The 22,220-nt window shown below is 28.7% G+C and carries 20 protein-coding genes; 4 read left to right on the top strand and 16 right to left on the bottom strand.

Going from position 1 to position 22,220, the window contains the following annotated elements; all coding sequences use genetic code 11:
- Positions 1 to 24: 24 nt before the first annotated feature.
- Entirely contained in the window at positions 25 to 585 is a 561-nt protein-coding gene (locus ACFYH6_RS06320) for a beta-class carbonic anhydrase (protein WP_416180148.1), read from the bottom strand.
- Between the two features lie 162 nt (positions 586 to 747).
- Between ACFYH6_RS06320 and ACFYH6_RS06315 the strand changes: the two genes are divergently transcribed.
- Both ACFYH6_RS06315 and ACFYH6_RS06310 read left to right on the top strand, forming a co-directional pair.
- Entirely contained in the window at positions 748 to 1,065 is a 318-nt protein-coding gene (locus tag ACFYH6_RS06315) for a hypothetical protein (protein ID WP_416180147.1), read from the top strand.
- A gap of 205 nt (positions 1,066 to 1,270) precedes the next feature.
- Positions 1,271 to 1,798 (top strand): DUF5698 domain-containing protein, encoded by a 528-nt coding sequence (locus ACFYH6_RS06310; RefSeq protein WP_416180146.1) that lies wholly within the window; start codon positions 1,271 to 1,273, stop codon positions 1,796 to 1,798.
- A 38-nt stretch (positions 1,799 to 1,836) separates the two neighbouring features.
- On the opposite strand, the gene ACFYH6_RS06305 is transcribed toward ACFYH6_RS06310, so the two are convergent.
- The 14 genes from ACFYH6_RS06305 to ACFYH6_RS06240 form a co-directional block, all read right to left on the bottom strand.
- On the bottom strand, positions 1,837 to 2,370 hold the full coding sequence (locus ACFYH6_RS06305) for a hypothetical protein (protein ID WP_416180145.1): 534 nt from the start codon (positions 2,368 to 2,370) through the stop codon (positions 1,837 to 1,839).
- Positions 2,371 to 2,448: 78 nt separating this feature from the next.
- Complete coding sequence (locus tag ACFYH6_RS06300; protein WP_416180144.1) at positions 2,449 to 4,233, bottom strand: ABC transporter ATP-binding protein; 1,785 nt, start codon at positions 4,231 to 4,233, stop codon at positions 2,449 to 2,451.
- Positions 4,233 to 5,960 carry an ABC transporter ATP-binding protein gene (locus tag ACFYH6_RS06295; protein ID WP_416180143.1) on the bottom strand — a complete coding sequence of 576 codons (1,728 nt, stop codon included), beginning with the start codon at positions 5,958 to 5,960 and terminating at the stop codon, positions 4,233 to 4,235. Before ACFYH6_RS06295 ends, ACFYH6_RS06300 begins: the two co-directional genes overlap by 1 nt.
- Before the next feature lie 247 nt (positions 5,961 to 6,207).
- On the bottom strand, positions 6,208 to 7,338 hold the full coding sequence (locus ACFYH6_RS06290) for a glycerate kinase (RefSeq protein WP_416180142.1): 1,131 nt from the start codon (positions 7,336 to 7,338) through the stop codon (positions 6,208 to 6,210).
- 27 nt (positions 7,339 to 7,365) lie between these two features.
- Positions 7,366 to 8,622, bottom strand: a complete 1,257-nt coding sequence (locus ACFYH6_RS06285) for a GntP family permease (protein ID WP_416180141.1) — start codon at positions 8,620 to 8,622, stop codon at positions 7,366 to 7,368.
- Positions 8,623 to 8,715: 93 nt separating this feature from the next.
- Positions 8,716 to 9,789 (bottom strand): CdaR family transcriptional regulator, encoded by a 1,074-nt coding sequence (locus ACFYH6_RS06280; protein ID WP_316344110.1) that lies wholly within the window; start codon positions 9,787 to 9,789, stop codon positions 8,716 to 8,718.
- Between the two features lie 48 nt (positions 9,790 to 9,837).
- Positions 9,838 to 10,341 carry a GNAT family N-acetyltransferase gene (locus ACFYH6_RS06275; protein ID WP_416180140.1) on the bottom strand — a complete coding sequence of 168 codons (504 nt, stop codon included), beginning with the start codon at positions 10,339 to 10,341 and terminating at the stop codon, positions 9,838 to 9,840.
- Positions 10,342 to 10,486: 145 nt separating this feature from the next.
- Positions 10,487 to 11,491, bottom strand: a complete 1,005-nt coding sequence (locus ACFYH6_RS06270; RefSeq protein ID WP_416180139.1) for a sugar kinase — start codon at positions 11,489 to 11,491, stop codon at positions 10,487 to 10,489.
- 2 nt (positions 11,492 to 11,493) lie between these two features.
- Entirely contained in the window at positions 11,494 to 12,141 is a 648-nt protein-coding gene (locus ACFYH6_RS06265; protein WP_416180138.1) for a bifunctional 2-keto-4-hydroxyglutarate aldolase/2-keto-3-deoxy-6-phosphogluconate aldolase, read from the bottom strand.
- A gap of 33 nt (positions 12,142 to 12,174) precedes the next feature.
- Entirely contained in the window at positions 12,175 to 13,890 is a 1,716-nt protein-coding gene (gene ilvD, locus ACFYH6_RS06260; protein ID WP_316344106.1) for a dihydroxy-acid dehydratase, read from the bottom strand.
- A gap of 87 nt (positions 13,891 to 13,977) precedes the next feature.
- Positions 13,978 to 15,309: a 6-phospho-alpha-glucosidase gene (locus tag ACFYH6_RS06255; protein WP_416180137.1), complete on the bottom strand. Its 1,332-nt coding sequence runs from the start codon at positions 15,307 to 15,309 to the stop codon at positions 13,978 to 13,980.
- 458 nt (positions 15,310 to 15,767) lie between these two features.
- Positions 15,768 to 17,348, bottom strand: coding sequence for a PTS transporter subunit EIIC (locus tag ACFYH6_RS06250; protein ID WP_416180136.1), 1,581 nt, complete (start codon positions 17,346 to 17,348; stop codon positions 15,768 to 15,770).
- Between the two features lie 121 nt (positions 17,349 to 17,469).
- Entirely contained in the window at positions 17,470 to 18,231 is a 762-nt protein-coding gene (locus tag ACFYH6_RS06245; RefSeq protein ID WP_316345649.1) for a MurR/RpiR family transcriptional regulator, read from the bottom strand.
- A 93-nt stretch (positions 18,232 to 18,324) separates the two neighbouring features.
- Positions 18,325 to 18,786 carry a DUF1905 domain-containing protein gene (locus ACFYH6_RS06240; protein ID WP_416180135.1) on the bottom strand — a complete coding sequence of 154 codons (462 nt, stop codon included), beginning with the start codon at positions 18,784 to 18,786 and terminating at the stop codon, positions 18,325 to 18,327.
- A 210-nt stretch (positions 18,787 to 18,996) separates the two neighbouring features.
- Here ACFYH6_RS06240 and ACFYH6_RS06235 point away from each other — a divergent pair, with 210 nt between their 5' ends.
- Complete coding sequence (locus tag ACFYH6_RS06235) at positions 18,997 to 19,809, top strand: choline/ethanolamine kinase family protein (protein ID WP_316342860.1); 813 nt, start codon at positions 18,997 to 18,999, stop codon at positions 19,807 to 19,809.
- 34 nt (positions 19,810 to 19,843) lie between these two features.
- Here ACFYH6_RS06235 and ACFYH6_RS06230 read toward each other — a convergent pair whose 3' ends face one another.
- Positions 19,844 to 20,350, bottom strand: coding sequence for a GNAT family N-acetyltransferase (locus tag ACFYH6_RS06230; RefSeq protein WP_316342861.1), 507 nt, complete (start codon positions 20,348 to 20,350; stop codon positions 19,844 to 19,846).
- Between the two features lie 319 nt (positions 20,351 to 20,669).
- Between ACFYH6_RS06230 and ACFYH6_RS06225 the strand changes: the two genes are divergently transcribed.
- Positions 20,670 to 21,980 (top strand): IS30 family transposase, encoded by a 1,311-nt coding sequence (locus ACFYH6_RS06225; RefSeq protein WP_416180559.1) that lies wholly within the window; start codon positions 20,670 to 20,672, stop codon positions 21,978 to 21,980.
- Positions 21,981 to 22,220: the final 240 nt, after the last annotated feature.

Raw genomic sequence — 22,220 nt, 5'->3', positions numbered from 1 at the left:
AATATAAATAAATTGCTTTGCAATTTATTTATATCCATTAACAACTAAATCTAATTTTCCTGTCTCTGGATCAATAACTAGACCATGTACAAATATATCTTTAGGAATTAAAGGATGTTTTTTTATTAAATTAACGCTATCTTCAATGGACTTCTCTACTGAATCAAATCCATGAAGCCATTTATTAATATCTATTCCTCCATTTTCAAGGGTTTCAATAGTATCAATAGGTATTCCTATATCTATAATCCTATTAATTAAATCCTTTGTATCTAAATTACACATTCCACATCCATGATGGCCAATGACTAATATTTCATCAACATTAAACTCATATACCGCTACCACAATACTTCTAATAACGCTTCCAAAAGGATGCATTATTGATGCACCTGCATTCTTAACTATTTTAACATCTCCATTTTTAATATTTAAAGCTTTTGGCAATAAATCTGTTAATCTAGTATCCATACAAGATAATATAAGGATTTTTTTATCTGGTTCTTTTGATGTTCTGTATATTTCATAATCTTTATCTTCTACAAAGTTTTTATTGTATTTTAATATTTCTTCTAATTTATTCATATTATCCTCCTTATGCCTTAGCTTCTATATTATACCTAAATATTATTTTTATCTATTTTTTTGCATATATTTACTGAATATTTATTCTTTTTAGTAATAATTAATATCTTTTATTTTAAAAATATATTATAATTATTAAAAATATATTTTTAGGAGGTATTTATGGAAACATATGCTATAACTTTTTATTTAAATGAAGATAGTCATACTTGTGGATGCGAAGGACATGATCACGATCACAATCATGATCATCATCATCATCGTGATGATTATGATATTATTGCAACTATAAAATCTCTTGGAGCATGGGCTAACTTTATGCCTGATAGTTATTTAGTTAAAACTACCTCTTCTGCAAAGGAAATTGCTGAAAAGATACAAGCTTTCTTAGAAGCTGGTGATTTACTTTTTGTAACTAAGGTCGCTAAGGATGATGTAGCATCATTGACTCCTGGAGTTGTTGATTGGATAAACTCATAATTCAAAGAGATATTTAAGATAAAAAAGTGTAGCAACTTAATATTGCTATGCTTTTTTATGTTAATCAAATGAAATTATGGATATAAATTGTCCAAAATTATATATTATGTATATTATTCCCCTATATTCTGTTTATTGCTTTATATAATTAAGTTTTCCTTATATGAAAATTTAAACTAATTAATCTATAATAACTAAAAAAGGAGTGATTTTTTTGATAGATGCATTAACCATATTTTTATTACAGTTAGTTTATGTTCCACTTCTTACCTTAAGAACTACCTTTGTTGTTAAAGGTAAAAAAATTCAAGCATCACTATTTGCTTTTTTAGAAGCAATTATTTACATAGTAAGCTTAGGTATAGTATTTTCTGACTTAAAGAACTTTTTAAACATAGGTTCCTATATCCTTGGTTATGGAATAGGAATATATATAGGTGGAAGAATTGAAGAGAAACTGGCAATTGGATATAGATCAGTTCATGTGAATTTAACAAAATATAATGAAGAGCTTGTCAATAAGCTAAGAGAATTAAAATTTGGTGTTACTCTCTATGAAGGAGAAGGAATAAATAAAGAAAAGAGATATAAACTTGAAATAGTTTCTCATAGAAGTAGAGAAACTGAAGTTATTTCTTTAATTCAATCTATAGAAAAAAATGCTTTTATTGTTTCATATGAACCTACTCAATATAAAGGTGGCTACATTACAAAACAACTAAAGAAATTTTAATAAAAAGAACCATAAATTCATATCATTTATGGTTCTTTTTAAAGTTCTAAATTATCCCTACTTGTTATTACTGCAAGGAAAGTAAATAAGGTAGCTAAAAATGATTTATAGCTAGACACTACTTCTTTATTATTAAAATCATTTTTATGTTTACACTTATTTTCTTGTAATATAGTATAGTTTAAAATTAAAAACATTCCTGTTGTAAATAAAAACATGGTATTGGTTATTATTGGAAAATCTGTGGTGTCTATAAAATTTTCTTTACAATTTGTATTAAATAATTCATCTAATATTTGTGCTTTTAAACTATGCACATAATACAAATTTAAAATTGTTGCAATGACTATTATAGTTACTAAATCTATGCTTAAATTTATAATTCCTAGTTCCTCAAATAATTCTTCTCTAGTAGGTGTTTCAGTGGTAGCACCCTCTTCTACTTCTTCTATAACAGGTTCACTTTCTTCATCTGTTGTTGTAGTTGAATCTATTCTTATTTCTATCCTTCTTCCCCCAAAAAGATCCGTTGCCCCTCTTCCCTTTTTTTTTCTATGTTTTTTCTTAGACAAAAAAATACCCCACCTTAAAGACATCGTTATATTACAATCTATGAACTTTTTATCAGTGAGGTACTATTTTAAAAATATTTAATTTACTTCTTCCTTATTAGCAAATTGGCTATTATAAAGATTTTCATAAAAACCACCTTGCTTCATTAGCTCTTCATGAGTTCCTTGCTCTATAATATTCCCATCATTTATTACTAAGATTAGATCTGCGCTTCTTATAGTTGAAAGTCTATGAGCAATAACAAAACTAGTTCTACCTTTCATTATATTTCTCATTGCTTTTTGAAGTAATAATTCTAATCTAGTATCTACTGAACTTGTGGCTTCATCTAGAATTAATATTGCTGGATCTTTAAGAATAGCCCTAGCAATTGTTAAAAGTTGTTTTTCACCTTGAGATATGTTAGAAGCTTCTTCATTTAAGAACATATTATATCCATCAGGTAAGGTTTTTATAAAATGATGTACATTTGCAATTTTTGCAGCTTCAATTATTTCTTCTTTGCTTGCTCCAAATCTACCATATTCAATATTATCATAAATAGTTCCATTAAATAACCAAGTATCTTGAAGCACCATTCCAAAGATTTCTCGTAAATCTTCACGTTTCATATCTCTTATATCAACGCCATCAATCTTTATAGAGCCACCTTTAATCTCGTAAAATCTCATTAGAAGATTAATTAAAGTTGTTTTTCCTGCTCCAGTTGGTCCAACAATAGCTACCATTTGACCACTTTTCACTTCTGCACTTAAATCTTCTATAAGTATTTTATCATCACTATATCCAAACCTTACATGTTCAAAGCTTACATTTCCTTTAGGATTATTAATCTTTATAGAATTTTCTTTATCAATTATATCTTCCTCTTCATCTAAGAATTCAAAAACTCTATGTGCTGATGCAAAAGCTGATTGTATGGCAGATGATAATTGAGTTACTTGAGATAATGGTTGATTTATTTGCCATATATAACGTATAAACGCTTGTAAATTACCTACAGTAATTCCTCCTGAAAGTGAAATAATAGCTCCTGTAATACCTACAACTGCTATTCCTAAATAACTAACAAGGCTTACTAAAGGAGACATTATACTTGATATAAATTGAGCCTTAAATCCCATTGCACGCAGGTCTTCATTAGCTTCCATAAAATCCTTTAAAGCATCATTTTCCTTCCCATATAGCTTTATTTCATTAAAACCTGTATATAATTCTTGTACTCTCCCATTAAGCTTACCTAAAGCTTCCTGTTGCTTATTAAATAGATTTTGTGATTTATTTACTATTATTTTTGTTATTATTAAACTTAAAGGAATTATTAAAGTGGCTAAAAGTGCTAGTTTTACATTTATTGAATACATCATTATAAGTGCTAAAGCTACTGATAAAATAGCATTTACTACTTGAACAAAGCTTTGTTGTAATGCATTTGATATTGTATCAACATCATTGGTAATCCTACTTAATACATCTCCATAGCTATGTGAATCAAAATATCTTATAGGAAGCCTACTTATTTTATTTTTAACTGCCCTTCTAATATCTCTCATAGTATTTTGAATAGCATTAGTTAATAAAAAGCTTGCTATAAATGTAGAAGCTGCACTACTTAAATATACTAAAAATAATACAATTAGAACTTTTATAATATAATTAAAGTTAACAGAAGCACCTGTAACACCTTTTATAATATCAGCAAAATCTATTGTTAATCTTGTTATTATAAGGCCTTCTGTTCTTGGTGCAATTGCTGTAAAAACTGCTGCTGAAATTATAAATAATATAGCACCAAAGAAAGACCACTTATACTTACTGACAAAAGGAGAAATCTTTTTTACAACTATTCTAAATTTATTCATTATGCTAATTCCTCCTCTGTAAGTTGTGACAAAGCTATTTCATGATATATTTCACAATTCTTTAGAAGTTCCTTGTGCTTTCCAATACCAACTACTTCACCTTCATTTAAAACTATAATCTTATCTGCATCCATAATTGAACCAATTCTTTGTGCAACTATTAATACAATTGAATCCTTTGTTTCAGACTTAAGTCTTTTTCTTAAAATAGCATCTGTTTTAAAATCAAGAGCTGAAAAACTATCATCAAATATATATATTTCTGGTTTTCTAACAATTGCTCTGGCAATAGATAATCTTTGTTTTTGTCCTCCAGATACATTAGAGCCACCTTCACTTATTTGCTCCTCAAACTTTTTTGGCTTACGTGAAATAAAATCATAAGCTTGAGCAACTTTAGCAGAGTATTCTACTTCACCAGTTTCTGCATTTTTCTTACCGAATCTTATATTACTTGCTATACTTCCTGTAAATAAAAGTGTCTTTTGAGGAATAAATCCTATTTTCTTACGTAATGCTCCTAAATCATAATTTCTTATATCTATACCATCTATTTTTATACTACCTTCTGTAACATCATAAAATCTTGGTATTAAATTTATTAATGTACTTTTTCCACTACCAGTACTTCCAATAAAGGCAATAGTTTCACCTTTTTTTGCTTTAAAAGAAATATTCTTAAGTACTGCTTCTTCTCCATTTGGATAAGTAAAGGATACATTATCAAATTCTATTAATCCTTTAACATCAGTTTCTTTAATTCCATTTTCAGGGCTTTTTATTATTGGCTCTTCATTTAGAATTTCCATAATTCTATTTGCTGAGACTTGAGCTCTTGGATACATTACAAATACTAAAGAAAATAACATTATTGAAAACATTGCATGGAAAAGATATTCAATAAATGCAACTAGTTGACCAACTTGAAGTGTGCCTACATTTATCATTTTACTTGATACCCAAAATATAACTATAATAGCTATATTAAGTAAAAAGAAAAACATTGGCTGAGAAATTGCCATAAGCTTGTTTAACTTTTTTGATACATCTGCATAAAGTTCATTAGTTGCATTAAACCTTTCATCTTCATGCTTGTCATTCCCAAAGGCCCTAATTACTCTTATTCCAGTTAGATTTTCTCTTGATATCCTGTTTAGTTTATCCAATCTCTTTTGTAAGGTTTCAGATAAAGGTTCTGAAGTTTTTGCTATTACAAATACACCTAATATTATAAGTGGTATTACTGCTGCTAGTACTAATGAAAGTGATGGACTAGTTTTTAATATCATTACTAAACTAACTGTAAACATAACAGGTGTAAGTAAAGCTGTTCTTAATAATGTATTTGTAAATTGTAATAATACAAAAGCATCATTAGTAGTTCTTGTTATCATTGAAGATACACCAAACTTATCATATTCTGTATGAGAAAACTCTTGTGCTTTTTTAAAAATATCATTTCTCATATCTCTAGTAATTCCTGTTGATATCTTAGATGAACAATAGCCTAAAAGTATAGTTCCAAGTACTCCTACTATGGAAATAACTACTATTATAAGTCCCATTCTTTTAATATAAGGAATATCATTGTTAATAATTCCAATATCGATTACTTTAGCCATAATAGTAGGTATTCCAAGTTCTACTAAAGCAAAGCCAAATATTGATATAATATTTAAAGCAAGTATTAATTTATAATTTTTCATATATTTTAGTATTAATTTCATTGCTGCAATTTACACTTCCTTTCTTTAAAGTCTTATATATAAATAAAAATGAAATACTCTCTAAATATTAGTATTTCATCTTTCTTAAATATCCATTCTAATTATCACAATATTTTATCATAAATTAATATAAAAATCTACAATAATTGCCATAAATTTAATTGTATATCTTTATAAGTACGTTTTTTTATTTAATAAAATAAAAAAGCACAATATTAATAATAAACATTGTACTTTTTTCTTATAATTATAAAATTAAAGTTCTAACTACATTTTCTACAGTTTTCTCAAGGTTAATTTCTCCATTTTTAAGAGCTTCATCTAGAGAACATACCCCTCTCATAATTCCAAAGATTGAGTTTATTCCTATATCATAAAGATTCTCTACTCCATCTCCAACCTTACCTGCAAAGGCTATTGTTTTTACATTATGCTTTTTAGCTATAGCTGCTACTCCCATTGGAGTTTTGCCAAAGATAGTTTGATTATCTATTGCCCCTTCTCCAGTAAATACGAAATCTGCTCCCTGTATCTTATTTTCTAAGTCAGTATGCTTTATTATTAAATCTATACCTCTTTTTAATTCTCCATTAAGAAATGTAAGCAAAGCTGCTCCAAGGCCTCCTGCTGCTCCTGCACCTTCCACATTAGCTACATCAACTTTGAATTCTCTTTTAATAATCTCTGCATAGTTACTTAAAGCCTTGTCTAATTCTAATACCATTTCTTCTGTAGCACCTTTTTGTGGACCAAATATTCTTGAAGCACCTTTTTCTCCAATAAGCGGATTTGTTACATCACAAGCGACTTCAAATGTTACTTCCTTTAACCTACTATCAAAACCAGTTAAATCTATATTATTTAAATTAATTAAAGCTGCTCCTCCAAATGGAAGTTCATTACCTTCTTTATCTAATAAATGACAGCCTAATGCTTGAAGCATACCAGCTCCTCCATCATTAGTAGCACTTCCTCCAATTCCAATAATTATATGTTTTACACCTCTATTTATAGCATCTAGTATTAATTCACCAGTACCATATGTAGTTGTAATTAAAGGATTTCTCTTTTCTCTTTCCACAAGATGAATGCCACTTGCACTTGCCATTTCAATTATAGCTTTTTCTCCATTTCCTAATAAACCATATTCAGCCTTTATCTTTTTATCTCCAAGAGGATGTGTAACTAATGTATTAACAATTATTCCTCCAGTAGATTCAACTAAGGCTTCAACAGTGCCTTCTCCTCCATCTGCCATTGGAACCTTTATACATATAGCATCTTTTATTACCTTCTTTATTCCTCTTTCCATTGCATTACAAGCATCTTTTGATGTCATACTTTCTTTAAATGAATCTGGCGCTAATATAAACTTCATGTAATTCATCTCCATCCAATCATATAATTATAATATTATACCAAATATTATTGAAGAAACTATTGCCATTGTCAATCCGATTATAGATTCATAAGGTATAAGTTTTAATCTTTCTCCCATACTCATATTTACACTACCACCTGTTGCATGGAAAAAGCTTCCGTGTGGTAAATGATCTAAAACTGTTGCACCTGCATGTATCATAGCAGCTGTTCCTAATGCTGGTATACCTAATTCTAGTATAGTGCTACCAAATACTGAAGTTGCTACTGCTGTTCCTGAAGTTGTTGATGCCGTTGCTGCAGACATTAATATTCCTGAAACTGGTGCTAATGCAAAGCTTGGCAAACCTAATACATTTATTCCACTTATTATTACGTCCTTTAATCCTGAATTAGATATAATTCCTGCTAAAGTTCCTGTACCTATTAGTAATATTGCTACTCCACTCATTTTTCCTATTCCTAGTGTTGCATATTCATTTATATTTTTAATTTTCCCCATTGCTAATGCACCTGCTAGTCCACCTAATGGTAGTGCTATTAACGGATCAATTTCTATCTTTGCTATTGGTCTTAACATTAATAATAATATAGCAACTATTGGTCCAACTATTGAAGCTAAAAAGCTTGGCATTTCTTCAGTTTTTTCTAATGTTTCTTCTACCTCTACAGCTGTACCTTTATTTTTAATCTTTTGTGTTATTATACAAGTTACTATTAATCCAAATATGGCTGGTACTATTCCTGCTATCATAACGCTAGTAAGAGAAACTCCCATATTATCAGCAGCTGCAATTGCATTAGGATTAGGTGACATAATATTTCCTGCCTTACCACCACCAATCATAGCTAATAATATTGCTGTTCTACTTAATTTAACTCTTTTTGCTATGGCTAGCGCTATAGGTGAAACTGTAATTACAGCAACGTCTATAAATACACCTACCATTGTTAATACCATTGTTGCAATAGCTAATGCTATTAATGCTTTTGACTCTCCTATCTTGTCCACTATTGTTTCAGCTATTTTAGCTGCTGCTCCTGATTGAATTAAAACTCCTGCTAAAATACCTGCGGTTATAATTCTTAAAATTGCTGGCATCATTCCTTTAGCTCCAGTAATCATTAATGTTACTGTATCAACAATAGATGCTCCTCCAACTAATCCACCTATTACAGCACCAATTATTAAACTGTATGCAGGATGAACTTTTTTAATTATTAATGTAATTGCTACAATTAAAGCAACAATTGCCCCTAAGGCAGTAACTGTTATATCCATTATATCTCCCCTTCCATATTTTATGAACACAACCATATAATACTCTCAATAGTAAATGATTACATCGTTCATAAACACAAATTTACAACTTTTCTATTGTGCATTTGAATAAATGACTTTATAGTAAATATATGCATTAGTTAGTCTATAACAATCTATTGCCTTATTAAATTTTAATCCTGTCAATTCTTCTATTTTACTTATTCTATATGCTAAAGTATTTCTATGTATATGTAATTTTTTATATGTGATTTGTCTTTCATAATCAGACTCCACAAAAGCAATAAATGTTTCTAAAATATCACCACCATAGTTTTTCATTTTTTCAATCATTTCTTTATTGTTTATGTTTTGAACCATTTTATCTATTTCTGATAAAAATTTTATATCCTTTTGTAGAATAACTTTGTCTGTTATATTTAATTTGTTCGCTATAGTTATTGAATTTAAAAGTTTGTAGAAGGATATAGATAATACATTCTCTATATTATCGTATATTACTTTTACTATTTCTTCTGTATTTTCATTAATTAATTCTGTTATTCTTTGTTTTGTAATATCTAATTTAGTACTAAGAATAAGTACTAATCTATTAAAATTTGTATAAATCACATACTCATTTTTCTTTATAAATAGTTTTATATTTCTTCTTAGAATATCATCCTTACTTTTTTTATATTCTATTATAACTATAGTTTTGCTTAGTTCAACATTTATTTCTACTTCAATTCCTCTTTCAATAAATTCCTTATCATAAGGCTCTTTTCTATGAAGCCATTCATATAAATATTCTTCTTTAATTTGATTCTTCACTATATATTTCTGTATACTATACTCTTGATTAATTAGTAATTCAGCAGTAACTCTTACAATTTCACCAAAGGACCTCACCTTTTTTGGATCTCCTGTAATTCCTATAACTCCAATTATTCTACTATTAAAGGTTATTGGAATATTTACTCCAGGCTTTACCCCTTTACTTTCCTTGCTCACTTCTGTACCTTTCTTTAATCTAAGTGATTCAACTGCTCCTAAGTGTAGTTGCCCTATTCTATCCTCATCACCACTTCCTATTATTACCCCATTCTTGTCCATTATATTAACATTGTAAGGAATAATATCCATCATTTTATCAACAATTTTTTGTGCTAATATTTTATTTAACATTTTATTCCACCATCCAAAAAACAATATTTTCATATTTATATAAATTTATTAAAGTTCTTTTTCAAAAGCTATTCTTTTACTTCCATCTACTAAATAAATAATTCCACAATATCTATAGTTGTTTTTTTGTAATAATTTTTGCATTGATAGATTATCTTCATGAGTATCTATTTTTATATTATTTATCTCTCTAGCTCTACATATATCTTCAGATCTTTTTAATAATTCAGTACCTATATTTTTTATTCCTTCTACTTTAGCCACAGCTATTCTATGTATAACAGCATATTTATTTTCTGATAACCATTTACCTTCATAAATCTTATCATAAGTTTTTTCTCCATTAAAAGAAAGTGCTAAAGTCCCTATAATTTTTCTATTATATTCTAATACATAACTTTCACTTCTACTTATATCATTTAATAAAGCTTCTTCATTAGGATATCCATTTTGCCATTGGTCTACATTATTATTCTTTAGGAATTCCTTGCCTTCATTGATTATGTCCATTATATTATTTAAATCCTCTTTGGTTGAATTTCTTAATATCATTTTAATCTCTCCTAATTTATAAATATAATAATTATTATACAATACATTCTGAATATTTTAGAATAATTTCTAAAATTGCAAAAGAAAAATCCATAGCATTTTATACTATGGATTTTTACTCCTACTTTTTTATTTAGTTTTTTATTTATCTTGATATTTTACCCACACCATAGTTTACTTGATTTTCCACTTCTTCCCTAGTAACCAAATTTGCATCCCCATAAATACTATGTTTTAATACTGAAGCAATCACTGCAAATTCGCTTATATATTCTGGTGATTTTTTTCTAAGGATTCCATAAAGTATTCCTGATGTCAATGCATCTCCACCACCAACTCTATCTACTATATCATCAATTTCATGTATTTTAGATAAATATAATTTATTATTTGTATAGTAATTGCATTGTAATGTATTTACTGAAGCTGATTTAATTTCTCTAAATGAAGAAAAAATATGTTTTATATTAGGATAATCTTTAGTTATTTTATCATAATAATAATTTATCTTTTGGTACTTGTCTTCTATATTACAATTCATATTTAATATATTTTCAGCATCAAGTATACCTGCTGATAAGATATTTACATAGGGTAAAACTTTTTTGGTAAACTTACTAGCTTTTTCTAAGCTCCACATTTTAGCTCTATAATTTGAATCATAACTTACTAAAATATTATTTTCCCTACAATATTCTAATATTTTAAATGTGAGTTTTCTAACTTCATCAGATATTGCTAATGTAATCCCTGAAAAATGAAATATATCAATATCTTTTAATGCTTTTTCAATTATTAAATCATCTTCTGATATTGATGAAAAGGCTGAATTTTTCCTATCATATATAACTTTAGAATTTCTATTTCCACTACCAACCTCTAAGAAATATATTGGGGTTCTACCTTCTCCTCTAGAAATATATGTTGTATCTATAGCTTTTGATCTTAAATAAGATAACATTCCATCTCCAAAGCCATCTTCAGAAATTTTGCTTATCATTCTAGTTTCCACTCCAAAGTTAGACAATGCTACTAAGACATTAGTTTCTCCCCCACCATAATTAACATTTAATTCACCAGTATTTGAGATTAAAACACCTTTTTTAGTAGCTAATCTAAGTAATACTTCTCCAAATGCAGCAACTTTCATAATTATTTACTCCTTGCTTCATTAAACTTTTCTATATATTCTTGACAAGTAGATACTATCTCATCATATCTTCCTTCTTCGCCTAATTTATTTAATTCTCCGCCTATGCCAACTAGTGATGCTCCTGAATTTACCCAAGTATCTATATTATTTATATTTACTCCACCAGTAATCATTATAGTTACATGTGGAATAGGACCCTTAACAGAGGATATATAACCTTGTCCAAAAGCATTTCCTGGGAATAACTTAACTACATCTACTCCACTTTCATAAGCTTTAACTATTTCATTTATAGTCATAACCCCTGGTATATATGGAACATTATATCTATTACAAAGTATTGCTGTATCTTCATTAAAAGATGGTGAAACTATATATTCAGCTCCAGCTAATATAGCCATCCTTGCAGTTTCAGAATCTAATACAGTTCCAGCTCCAATTACAACATCTTCTACTCTTGAATATTTTTCTGAAAGTTCTCTAATTATCTCATTTGCAAATTTATTTGTATAAGTTACTTCTATAGCCTTTACATTTCCTTTAATACAACTTTCTGATATTTTTATTCCTATTTCTTTGGTAGTACCACGAACTACTGCAACTACTCCACATTTATTTAAGGCATTTAATACTTTCATCTTAAACATTAGTAATCCTCCATATGTTTTATGTTTTATATTTTATTCCATATATCCACCCTTCATAGGTGATACGGCTCTATCTGAAAATACCTTTAAAATTCCTGATTCATATTTATTTTTTCTTGGTTTCCATAGCCTTTTACGATTTTCTAAAACCTTATCTACTTCATCAAGATTCACTCTTTCTGCATTAACCCCAACTATCTGAAGAATTCTATTTTCTATATCTATTTCTATCAAATCATTTTCTTCAACTAATGCTATTGGCCCACCAACTGCTGCTTCTGGTGAGACATGTCCTATAGCTGGTCCCTTTGATGCTCCTGAAAATCTTCCATCAGTAATTAATGCAATACTTGCTGATAAATCCTTATCCGATGAAATTGCTTCTGTTGTATAGAACATCTCGGGCATTCCACTACCCTTAGGGCCTTCATATCTTATGAATACTGCATCGCCAGGTTTAATTTTCTTAGAAAGTATAGCTTCTATTGCTTCTTCCTCACTATCAAAAGGTCTGGCTTTTAAGATTGCCTTATGCATTTCTTTTGGTACTGCAGAATGCTTAACTACTGCTCCATCAGGCGCTATATTACCCTTTAATATCGCAATTGCTCCATTTTTCCCAATTGGATTGCTATATGGTTTAATTACATCTTCTCTTTTTAAACCAACCTTTGCTAAGTATTTATCACATTTTTCATAAAAACCATTTCTTCTTAAATCCTCTAAGTTTTCTCCTAAAGTCTTTCCAGTGACAGTCATTACATCTAAATGAAGTAAATCCTTAACCTCCTCCATTATTGCTGGTACACCACCTGCATAATAGAAATATTCTGCTGGCCACTTTCCTGCCGGTCTTATATTTAATAGATATGGTGCAAATCTATGAATTCTATCAAAAGTTTCTTCATCTATCTCAATTCCAAATTCACGTGCTATAGCAGGAATGTGCAATAATGAATTACTTGAACCTGAAATTGCTGCATGAATTACTATTGCATTTTCAAAGGACTTTTTACTTACAATATCTCTCGCCTTTAAGTTTTTCTTCGCAAGTTCTATAATTTGCTTTCCTGCTTCAATAGCTACATCCTCTAAATCTTTGCAAGTTGCTGGCATTAAAGCACTTCCTGGTAACATTAATCCAAGAGCCTCAGCCATAACTTGCATAGTTGCCGCTGTCCCCATAAATGAACAAGATCCACATGATGGACATGCATTATGTTTGTAGTAAGTTAATTCTTCTTCAGAAATCTCACCACGTTTTTGCATAGCGCTATAAGCTCCAATCTGTTCTAAAGTTAATAGGTTAGGGCCAGCTTCCATTACACCACCAGTAACTATAATAGCTGGTATATTTATTCTTCCAATAGCCATTAAATGTGATGGAACTGCTTTATCACAACTTGATATAAAAACTCCTCCATCAAAAGGTGTTGCATTAGCATGTATTTCTATAAGTGATGCAATAGTATCTCTAGATGCTAATGAATAATTAATTCCATCATGACCTTGAGCCATTCCATCACATATATCAGTTGCAAAATATCTTGCTGCCTTTCCCCCTTTTTCATTTACTCCTAAAACTGCATTATTTGCAAATTTTAAAAGATGGGCACTTCCTGGATGACTGTCCCCAAATGTACTTTCAATTATTATTTGAGGCTTAGATAAGTCTTCTACAGACCATCCCATTCCTCTACGTAGAGGATCCATTTCTGGAGCTATTTTTCTTATTTCTTGACTAATCATTATACCCTCTCCTATCTTAATAATTATTAAAACATAGCTCGGATAATGGCAATCCATACTCCGAGCTATCATCATATAATTATTTCTCTATTTTAATTCTGGCCAATATCCCTTATTTGCTTCAATTAAATCATCTAAAATTTCCTTAGCAACTTTTGCACTTGGAACTGTCTTAGATAAAGTTAATGCTTGCCATAATTTTTGATAACTTCCTTCTATCCATGCTTCAACTACTAATTTTTCTACTGCTACTTGTTGTTCCATTAATCCTTTTTCAAATCTTGGAATGCTTCCTTGAACTAAAGGTTCTGGTCCATTGCTACCAACTATACATGGAACTTCTACCATAGCAGTTGGATCAAAGTTTTCAATAGCTCCTTTATTTTCAACTATACATAACATTCTTTCATGAGTATTGTATGCAATTGCTCTTGCTAAATCAACTATAAATGTTGCATGGGCATCTATATGGAATTCACTGCCTTTAGCAGTTCCAGCCTTTATTATATTTCTAGCTGCTTCAAACACATGCTTTTCTCTTCCATTCATTACTTCATTTGCTCTAGTATAATCTTTATTAGAATGTTCTACTACGTAATCTGGATATAAATAATATTTTAAGTATGTGTTTGGTAAGAACTTTGGATCTAAAGCTATTAAGTCTTTAGCCTTCTTATGTGTTTCTTGCCAGCTTGGTTCTGTATGTTGTGTATCTACTTCTATTTGATTTAAATAACCATTTTCAGATACATATTCTCTCAGTTTTGGCATTAAGTCATTTCCTTGTTTATCTCTAACACTTGTCCACCAACCAAAGTGATTTAATCCAAAGTAGTTAACTTCTAAATCTGCTGGTGTTAATCCAACTATTTGAGACATACGACGTAATGTTCCTACAGGCATATCACAAATATTTAATACTTTTGAATTTGGCTTTAATACACGACATGCTTCTGCTACTATTGCTGCTGGGTTTGAATAATTTAGCATCCAACAGTTAGGAGAATACTTTTCCATCATATCTATTAATTCTAACATTCCACCTATAGAACGCATTCCATAAGCAATTCCTCCTGGTCCACAAGTTTCTTGTCCAACAACTCCATGCTTTAGAGGGATTTTTTCATCCTTTTCACGCATTTCATATTTTCCAACTCTAATGTGAGCCATACAGAAATCTACATCTGTAAATGCTTCTTCTGGATCTGTTGTATATGAAAATTCTACTTCTGGGTAACTTTCTTTTAATAATATTTCAAGAGCTTTCCCAATTACTTCTTGACGCCCCTTATCATTATCATATAACTTTAATTTACGTAATGGAAAACGATGTGCATTATCTAAAAGCATCATTACTATTCCTGGTGTAAATGTACTTCCTCCTCCTGCTATTACTATAGAAAATTTTCTATTATCCATATTGCCTACCACCTTTCATTATTAACATATATAAAAATTAGCTTATTATATATTTTAAATTTTGTTGTTTTTATTACTTATAAGCACATTATAAAACAGTAAAATACCATGGTAAACAATTTCGGTAACCAAAAAAACTTGTTACCCTAGGTTGTAACCTGTTCCTTAAATACGCCTATATTTTCACTTTTTTCTTACTTTTATTTTCATAAACTTATTATGTTATACTTTAATAAACAACTCTATACTTGGAGGATTTTATATTGGAAATTATAATCATTTTATTATTAATATGTTTGTTTATATTCAACGTTCTTTTCTATATTCCTAATCGATTAAAAAATCAAGAATAAAAATTATCTTTACACTTTAAAGAAATTCAAATTAGGTTAAATAAACTTGAAAAACTAATAGAAGATAAAGGAAAATAGGAGTGACGAATAGTCACCCCTATTTTATTAATTAGCTTCTATTCCAAGGAATTCATCAACGCTCTTTCTAACCCCAGTAACCTTTAATCCATAGATTACTTGAACATTCTCTCCTTTAATTACTACTCCATTTGCTTGTGTTTCATTTTTCAACACAGCTTCATTAACTAATGAGGAATCTTTTAATATTAATCTTAATCTCGTAAAGCAATTATCTACCTTAACAATATTATCTACTCCACCTAAAGCTTCTACAATAATTGGTGCGAATCCAATTTCACCATTACCACCTTTTGCTGCTACTTTTTCTTTATAATCATTCTTAGTATAAAGCTTAGTATCTCCATCTTCTTCTCTTCCTGGAGTTCTTAATTTAAACTTAGTTATAACAAATCTGAATATTACATAATAAACTACAAATTGCCCTAATCCAATTAATATATACATTGGCCAACCGGTCTTTTCTATTCCTAGTGGTAAGTTATATAATAAGAAGTCTATTAATCCATTTGGACCTATAGCTGTAACTCCTAGTACATTTAATACAACCATACCTAAACCACTTAATAAAGCATGGATTACGAATAATACTGGTGCTGCAAACATAAATGAGAATTCGATTGGTTCTGTAACACCTGCTAATATCGATGTTACAGCAGCTGGTATTAATATAGCCTTTATCTTAGTTTTATTTTGTGGTAATGCTGTGTGATACATAGCTAAACATGCACCTATTAATCCAAACATCTTAGAAAGTCCTCTAGCATCCCAAATTACTGTTGCTGAAAGTTTAGCTATAGTTGGATCAGCCATTTCTGCAAAATAAATGTTTCTAGCACCTTCAAAAACTTGTCCTCCAATTTCAGCTACTCCACCTAAAGAACTATATAAGAATGGTGTATAAACTAAGTGATGTAATCCTGTTGGGATTAATAGTCTTTCTAATGCTCCGTATGTGAATATACCAAAATTCCCTGAACCTTGAATAAATTCACCAAGATTGTTAATTACATTTTGTACTGGTGGCCATACATAGCTGAATAGTATTGCTATACCAACAGTAACTGGTATTAATATTATAAATACTAATCTAGAACCACCATAGATTTGAAAAGCTCCTTCAAATTCTTTTTCACAGAATTTATTATGAATATAAGCAACTACTATACCTAGTATAATTCCTAAAAAAACACCCATATCAAGTATTTGAACACCTAATACAGTTGTTTGTCCACTTCCTCTTAAAGCATCTGCTGGTACTAACTTTTCACTTAAAGTTAAGAATATATTCATTGCATTTATAAATATCAAGAATACTAAAAGTGAAGTAAATCCAGCTTCAGCTTTTTTCTTCTTAGCAAGACCCACTGCTAAACCTACACAAAATATAATACCTAAGTTAGTTAATATTGAAACTAGTGAGCCTGATAGCATTTTACCCAGTCCATATACAATATCATTCTTTAAGAATGGTAAGTATTCTGCTAATCTAGCGTTTGTTAATATATTACCTATAGCAATTATTATACCTGCAATTGGTAATATCAAAACCGGTACAAACATCCCCTTAGAAAAGTCTTGTAATTTACTCATTATCTTTTCTTTCATTCTTATTCTCCCTCCATTACTCTTTTCAGAAACCATTTACATTTTCCATTATAGTCAGCTATCTACTTTCTGTATATATATTTTGAGCTCAAAAAAACGTGTTACTCAATTAGATAACACGTTACTTAGATATATCTTTTTTTCGTTTATAATATTCATATATTAATAACTCAATAAGCACTAATACTTTTGGGAAAAATGTATTTGGCATTAGGTTTCTATCGTCTAACTTGTTTGGGTCATCAATTTTAAAGCTTATATCTGCCAACTTACTTATACTATTTTCTCTTTCGTTAGTAAATGAAATTACTTCTATTCCATAATCCTTTGCTGTTTTAACCTTATTTAAAACCATTGGGGTTTCACCAGACTTTGATATAACTATAATTGAACTTATATAATCTAAATTATTTTCAAAAACACCTATTGAATCTGTTCCATTTGATAATATACATCTTTTACCCATTACTAAAAGCTTCTTATTTATATATTCTGCTACTATACCTGAAAATCCATTTGCATATATAAAAATAAACTTATTATCTTCACTAAATAAGATATCAACAAATCTGTCAATGCTCTCACTACTATTTCCTTGCAAAAGATTATCCATATTTAAGCTATCAACAAAACCTCTCTCATCTATGGTATCCCCTGACTTACTTTTCTTAAGAGCAGCTAAATTATACTGCATTTCTAGAAATCCAGAATATCCCAACTTCTTTGAAAGCCTCATTACTGTAGATGTTGATGTAAAATTGTTTTTTGCTATTCCTCTAACACCTAACTTATTTACTTCATCTATGTTATCTACTATGTAATTTAAAACTTTGATTTCAATCTCTGTAAGCCCTTTATTTTCAGTAAACTTTGATAAATCCATTATATCTTCCTCCATTATTATAAGAAGATTATATATTATTTTCATAATTTTTTCACTATATATATTATCTAATAAATATTGTACTTTTTAGCCTTATATTTTTATGTTCTTCTCTAATTTTTTAATGGCTTCTTCCATTCTTTTTATTTTTGTTTCTTCTTTTTTAGCTGAAGTTATCCATTGAAAATACTTTCTTTGTTGAGAATAAGATAAGCTTTCATAAAATTTGTATGCATTATTATTTTTAATAAGTTTTTCTTTAAACTCTTTTGGTAATTCTATTGTTCTCTCTTCTTCATCTTTTTCTAATTCAACACTTACAATATCACCATATGTTTTTCCAATTTTATTTCTTATCTCCTTAGTAATTCCAATCATGTAACATGGTAACCCCATTTTTACTATGGAACCTCTATAATCTACATCATCAAATTTTGCCTTTATCTTAGCTCTTTTTGCTCCAAATTCTTTTTCAACATCTATAGGAACCTCTATATAAGTTGCGTCCTTGCCTTCATGTTTTTTTATTTCCGCTTCAAAATTATACTTTTTCATATATTTCTCCTATTTTTATGTTTTAATTTATTAATTATAATTTTAATACATATTCTAACTATTAGTAAAATAAAAGTATATATTAATTTAAATTTTTTATCCATAACAAAATTGATAAATATAAAAACTCACTGATTTTTTAGTAAATCTATATAAATTAACATTTTCTATCTGATATAATAATTAATAAATATTTTTATAGGAGATTATATGAATACACTTGATACTAATAATATTTCTATATCTAAACTTGGTGGTTTAAACAATTCCAATTATCTAATTAGCTTTTCAGGCTCAAAATTTGTATTAAGAATTCCTAGTAAAGATAATAATAATAATTTTTATTATGAAAATGAAATATTAAATACTATTAAATTCTTTAATATTTCCCCAGAAATTATTTTTCATGATAAAGAAAGTGGAATTTTATTAAGTAGATATATTGAAAGCCAAAAATTTAATACAGAATTTTATAATTCAACTATTTTTATTAATAAATTAGTTTCTACATTAAAAAAACTACATGTGTTAGAATGTAGTAATTCTTTTAATCCTTTTGAAGAAATTTATAATAACATAAATCTTTTACTTAGTTTAAATTATAAATTTAATCATGATATAAATTTTTTAGTTAATAAGTTGAAAGAATTAGAAAAAGATTTATCAAAAGATGTACATTATGGACTATGCCATAACGACTTAAATACTTCTAATATTTTATATTCTAATGATTATACTTATTTCATAGATTTTGAATTTGCAGGTATGGGAGATATTTTCTTTGATTTAGCCACAATATCATGGTTTTTAGAAGATAAACTTAAAGATGAGCTAATAAAGAATTACTTTGGCTACTTTAGCGTAACCCTTAAGAAAAAGCTTACAGGGTATTTATTTGTCGTAAAGCTTTGGAATGCAACTTGGAGCTTTATTAAATCAATTAATAATACTTCCGATTATGATTATAAATTAGGTGGAAATATGATATTAGATGATTTGATAGAAAACTACAAAAAGTATTGATTAATAATATCAATACTTTTTTTATCTTTTCTAATTATGCAACCATCTTAATAAATGCTTCCATAGTAATTTTATACTCTATCTCCATTGGAAGCTCCCTGACTTCCATAAATCCAATCCCCTTAAATAAATTTTGTGATCTTTCATTTACCTTTTTGATTTTAGCCACAACATAGTTAGCTCTCATCTGAAAAAAAGCTACATTCAAAGCTTCAACCACTGCATTATGGCCGATTCCCATACCCCAGAATTCTTTCTCACCTACAGCAACAACTATTTCAACATAATTTTTTTTAGGTACTAGTCTTAAAAAGCCAATACTTCCATATAAATTTTTAATTATAAAAAATCTACAATTATTATTAAAAAGATGAGTCAATATGGGCATATTTATTCTGTTTATAGTATTCATTAGATTTTTTTGAACATTTACTTCTTCATTTAAAAAACTTATTATTTCCTTGTCATTAAGCCAGTTACATATTTTTTCAGCATCAGATCTATATACTTCCTGACTCAGGACAACATTACTAATTTCCACAAAGAACACTCCTTAGACATATATTCTTATATTCAATAATCATATATTACCCTCATTACCGATATAAGTAAAAATCAGTATTCTTTGTTGTGAAGGTTTAACTTGCCTTTCTTAACTTTATCTTCATTTACCACCATTTTTACATTATGTTTATATTTCCCATTTATAGTATTTTATTTCCATTTAAAGTTATTAAAAGTATTTTTCTTGTAAATTGAAAAAGTAACTTCCGTTTTTTTACTTAAACAGAAGTTAGTTTTGCAAAGTCTTTGATATAATTAATTTGATATTTGTCCTTAGCATATTGGGAGGATTAATTATGTCAAACAATAATTTATGCAAGGGAAAGCACCTTAGGATTGAAGATCGAATTATAATTGAATATGGATTAGATCAAAATTACCCATTAAAAGAAATTGCCGAAAGATTAAAAAAGGATCCAACTACTATATCTAAGGAAATTAAAAGAAATAGATTTCTTAAAGTAAGTAAGAAAAAGGAAAATGATATACAACCGTGCCAACATCGAAGAAGTTGCACTAAGACAAACTTATGTAATAGTAACTGCGGAAAGCAATGTAAGAAATGTAGATTCATAAACTGCTACAGAGCATGCACTGATTTTTCAGCTAAGAAATGTTTTAAACTTGATCGCTATCCATATGTTTGTAACGGCTGTAACACTGCTACTACGTGTACGGCAGAAAAGCAGTATTATAAATCTAAAATTGCAGATACAAAGTATAAAGAACTATTAATATCATCTAGGGAAGGCCTTAATATAACCTCAAAAGAATTGAAAAATATAGATGATGTTATCTCTCCATTAATTTTTAAAGGGCAATCTTTATTTCATATTTTTACTCATCATAGGAAAGAAATAAATTGTTGTGAAAGAACTTTATATAATTATTTTGATAAAAATGCTTTTACAGCTAGAAATATTGATTTACCTAGAAAAGTTAAGTATAAACCCCGAAAAAAATCTACACCTCCTGTCATTAAAGAATCTAATTATAGAATTGGAAGAACATTTGTTGATTTTGTTAAATTCACTGAAGAGAATCCAAATATACCTATAGTAGAAATGGACACCGTTCACGGCACACGAAGTGGCAAAGTTCTTATAACTTTTATTTTTAGAAATTGTGCCTTAATGCTAGCGTTTATAATTGATAGTTGTAGCGAGCTAGCTGTAAAAGAAGTTATAGATAAGTTATATGAAGTATTAGGGCATGAAGTATTTAAGAATCATTTCCCTATTATATTAACAGATAATGGTTCTGAATTTAAGAATCCTAAAGATTTAGAATTAGATGCTAAAGGAAATCAGAGGACCAAAATTTTCTACTGTAATCCCATGGCTTCTTATCAGAAGCCGCACGTAGAAAAGAATCACGAGTACATAAGGTACATAATACCTAAAGGAATATCATTAAACAATCGTACTCAAGAAGATATTACTTTGATGATGAATCATATTAATAGTACAGCAAGAGCTAGCTTAAACGGAAATACACCATTCAGACTAGCTCAAATGTTATTAGATAATTCATTGTTAGACAAGCTATCATTAAAACCTATACCAGCAGATGAAATACATCTAAAACCTGCACTTTTTAAAAAATAAGATATCAAAAATCTAGGGCAAGTATCAACGGAACTTAATCATGCAAAAATCAAGCAAACGGAACTTAGTTTTGCAAGCCGATTTCCGTAGGCTTAATAAGCATGCTTAAAAACCCTAAAAATTGATTATCTTATGAAAATTATATCTTATTTTAGAGCTTTTAGCCACTAAATTTAAGTGTAAAAACTGACCTTACTCTTGCAATATCAATAGCTTACTCTAAAACGGAAGTTAGTTTTG

Source organism: Clostridium sp. HCS.1 (assembly GCF_047900555.1).
Lineage (GTDB): Bacteria > Bacillota > Clostridia > Clostridiales > Clostridiaceae > Clostridium.
Note: the sequence above shows the minus strand (reverse complement) of the source record. Positions and strands in the feature narration are given on the sequence as shown.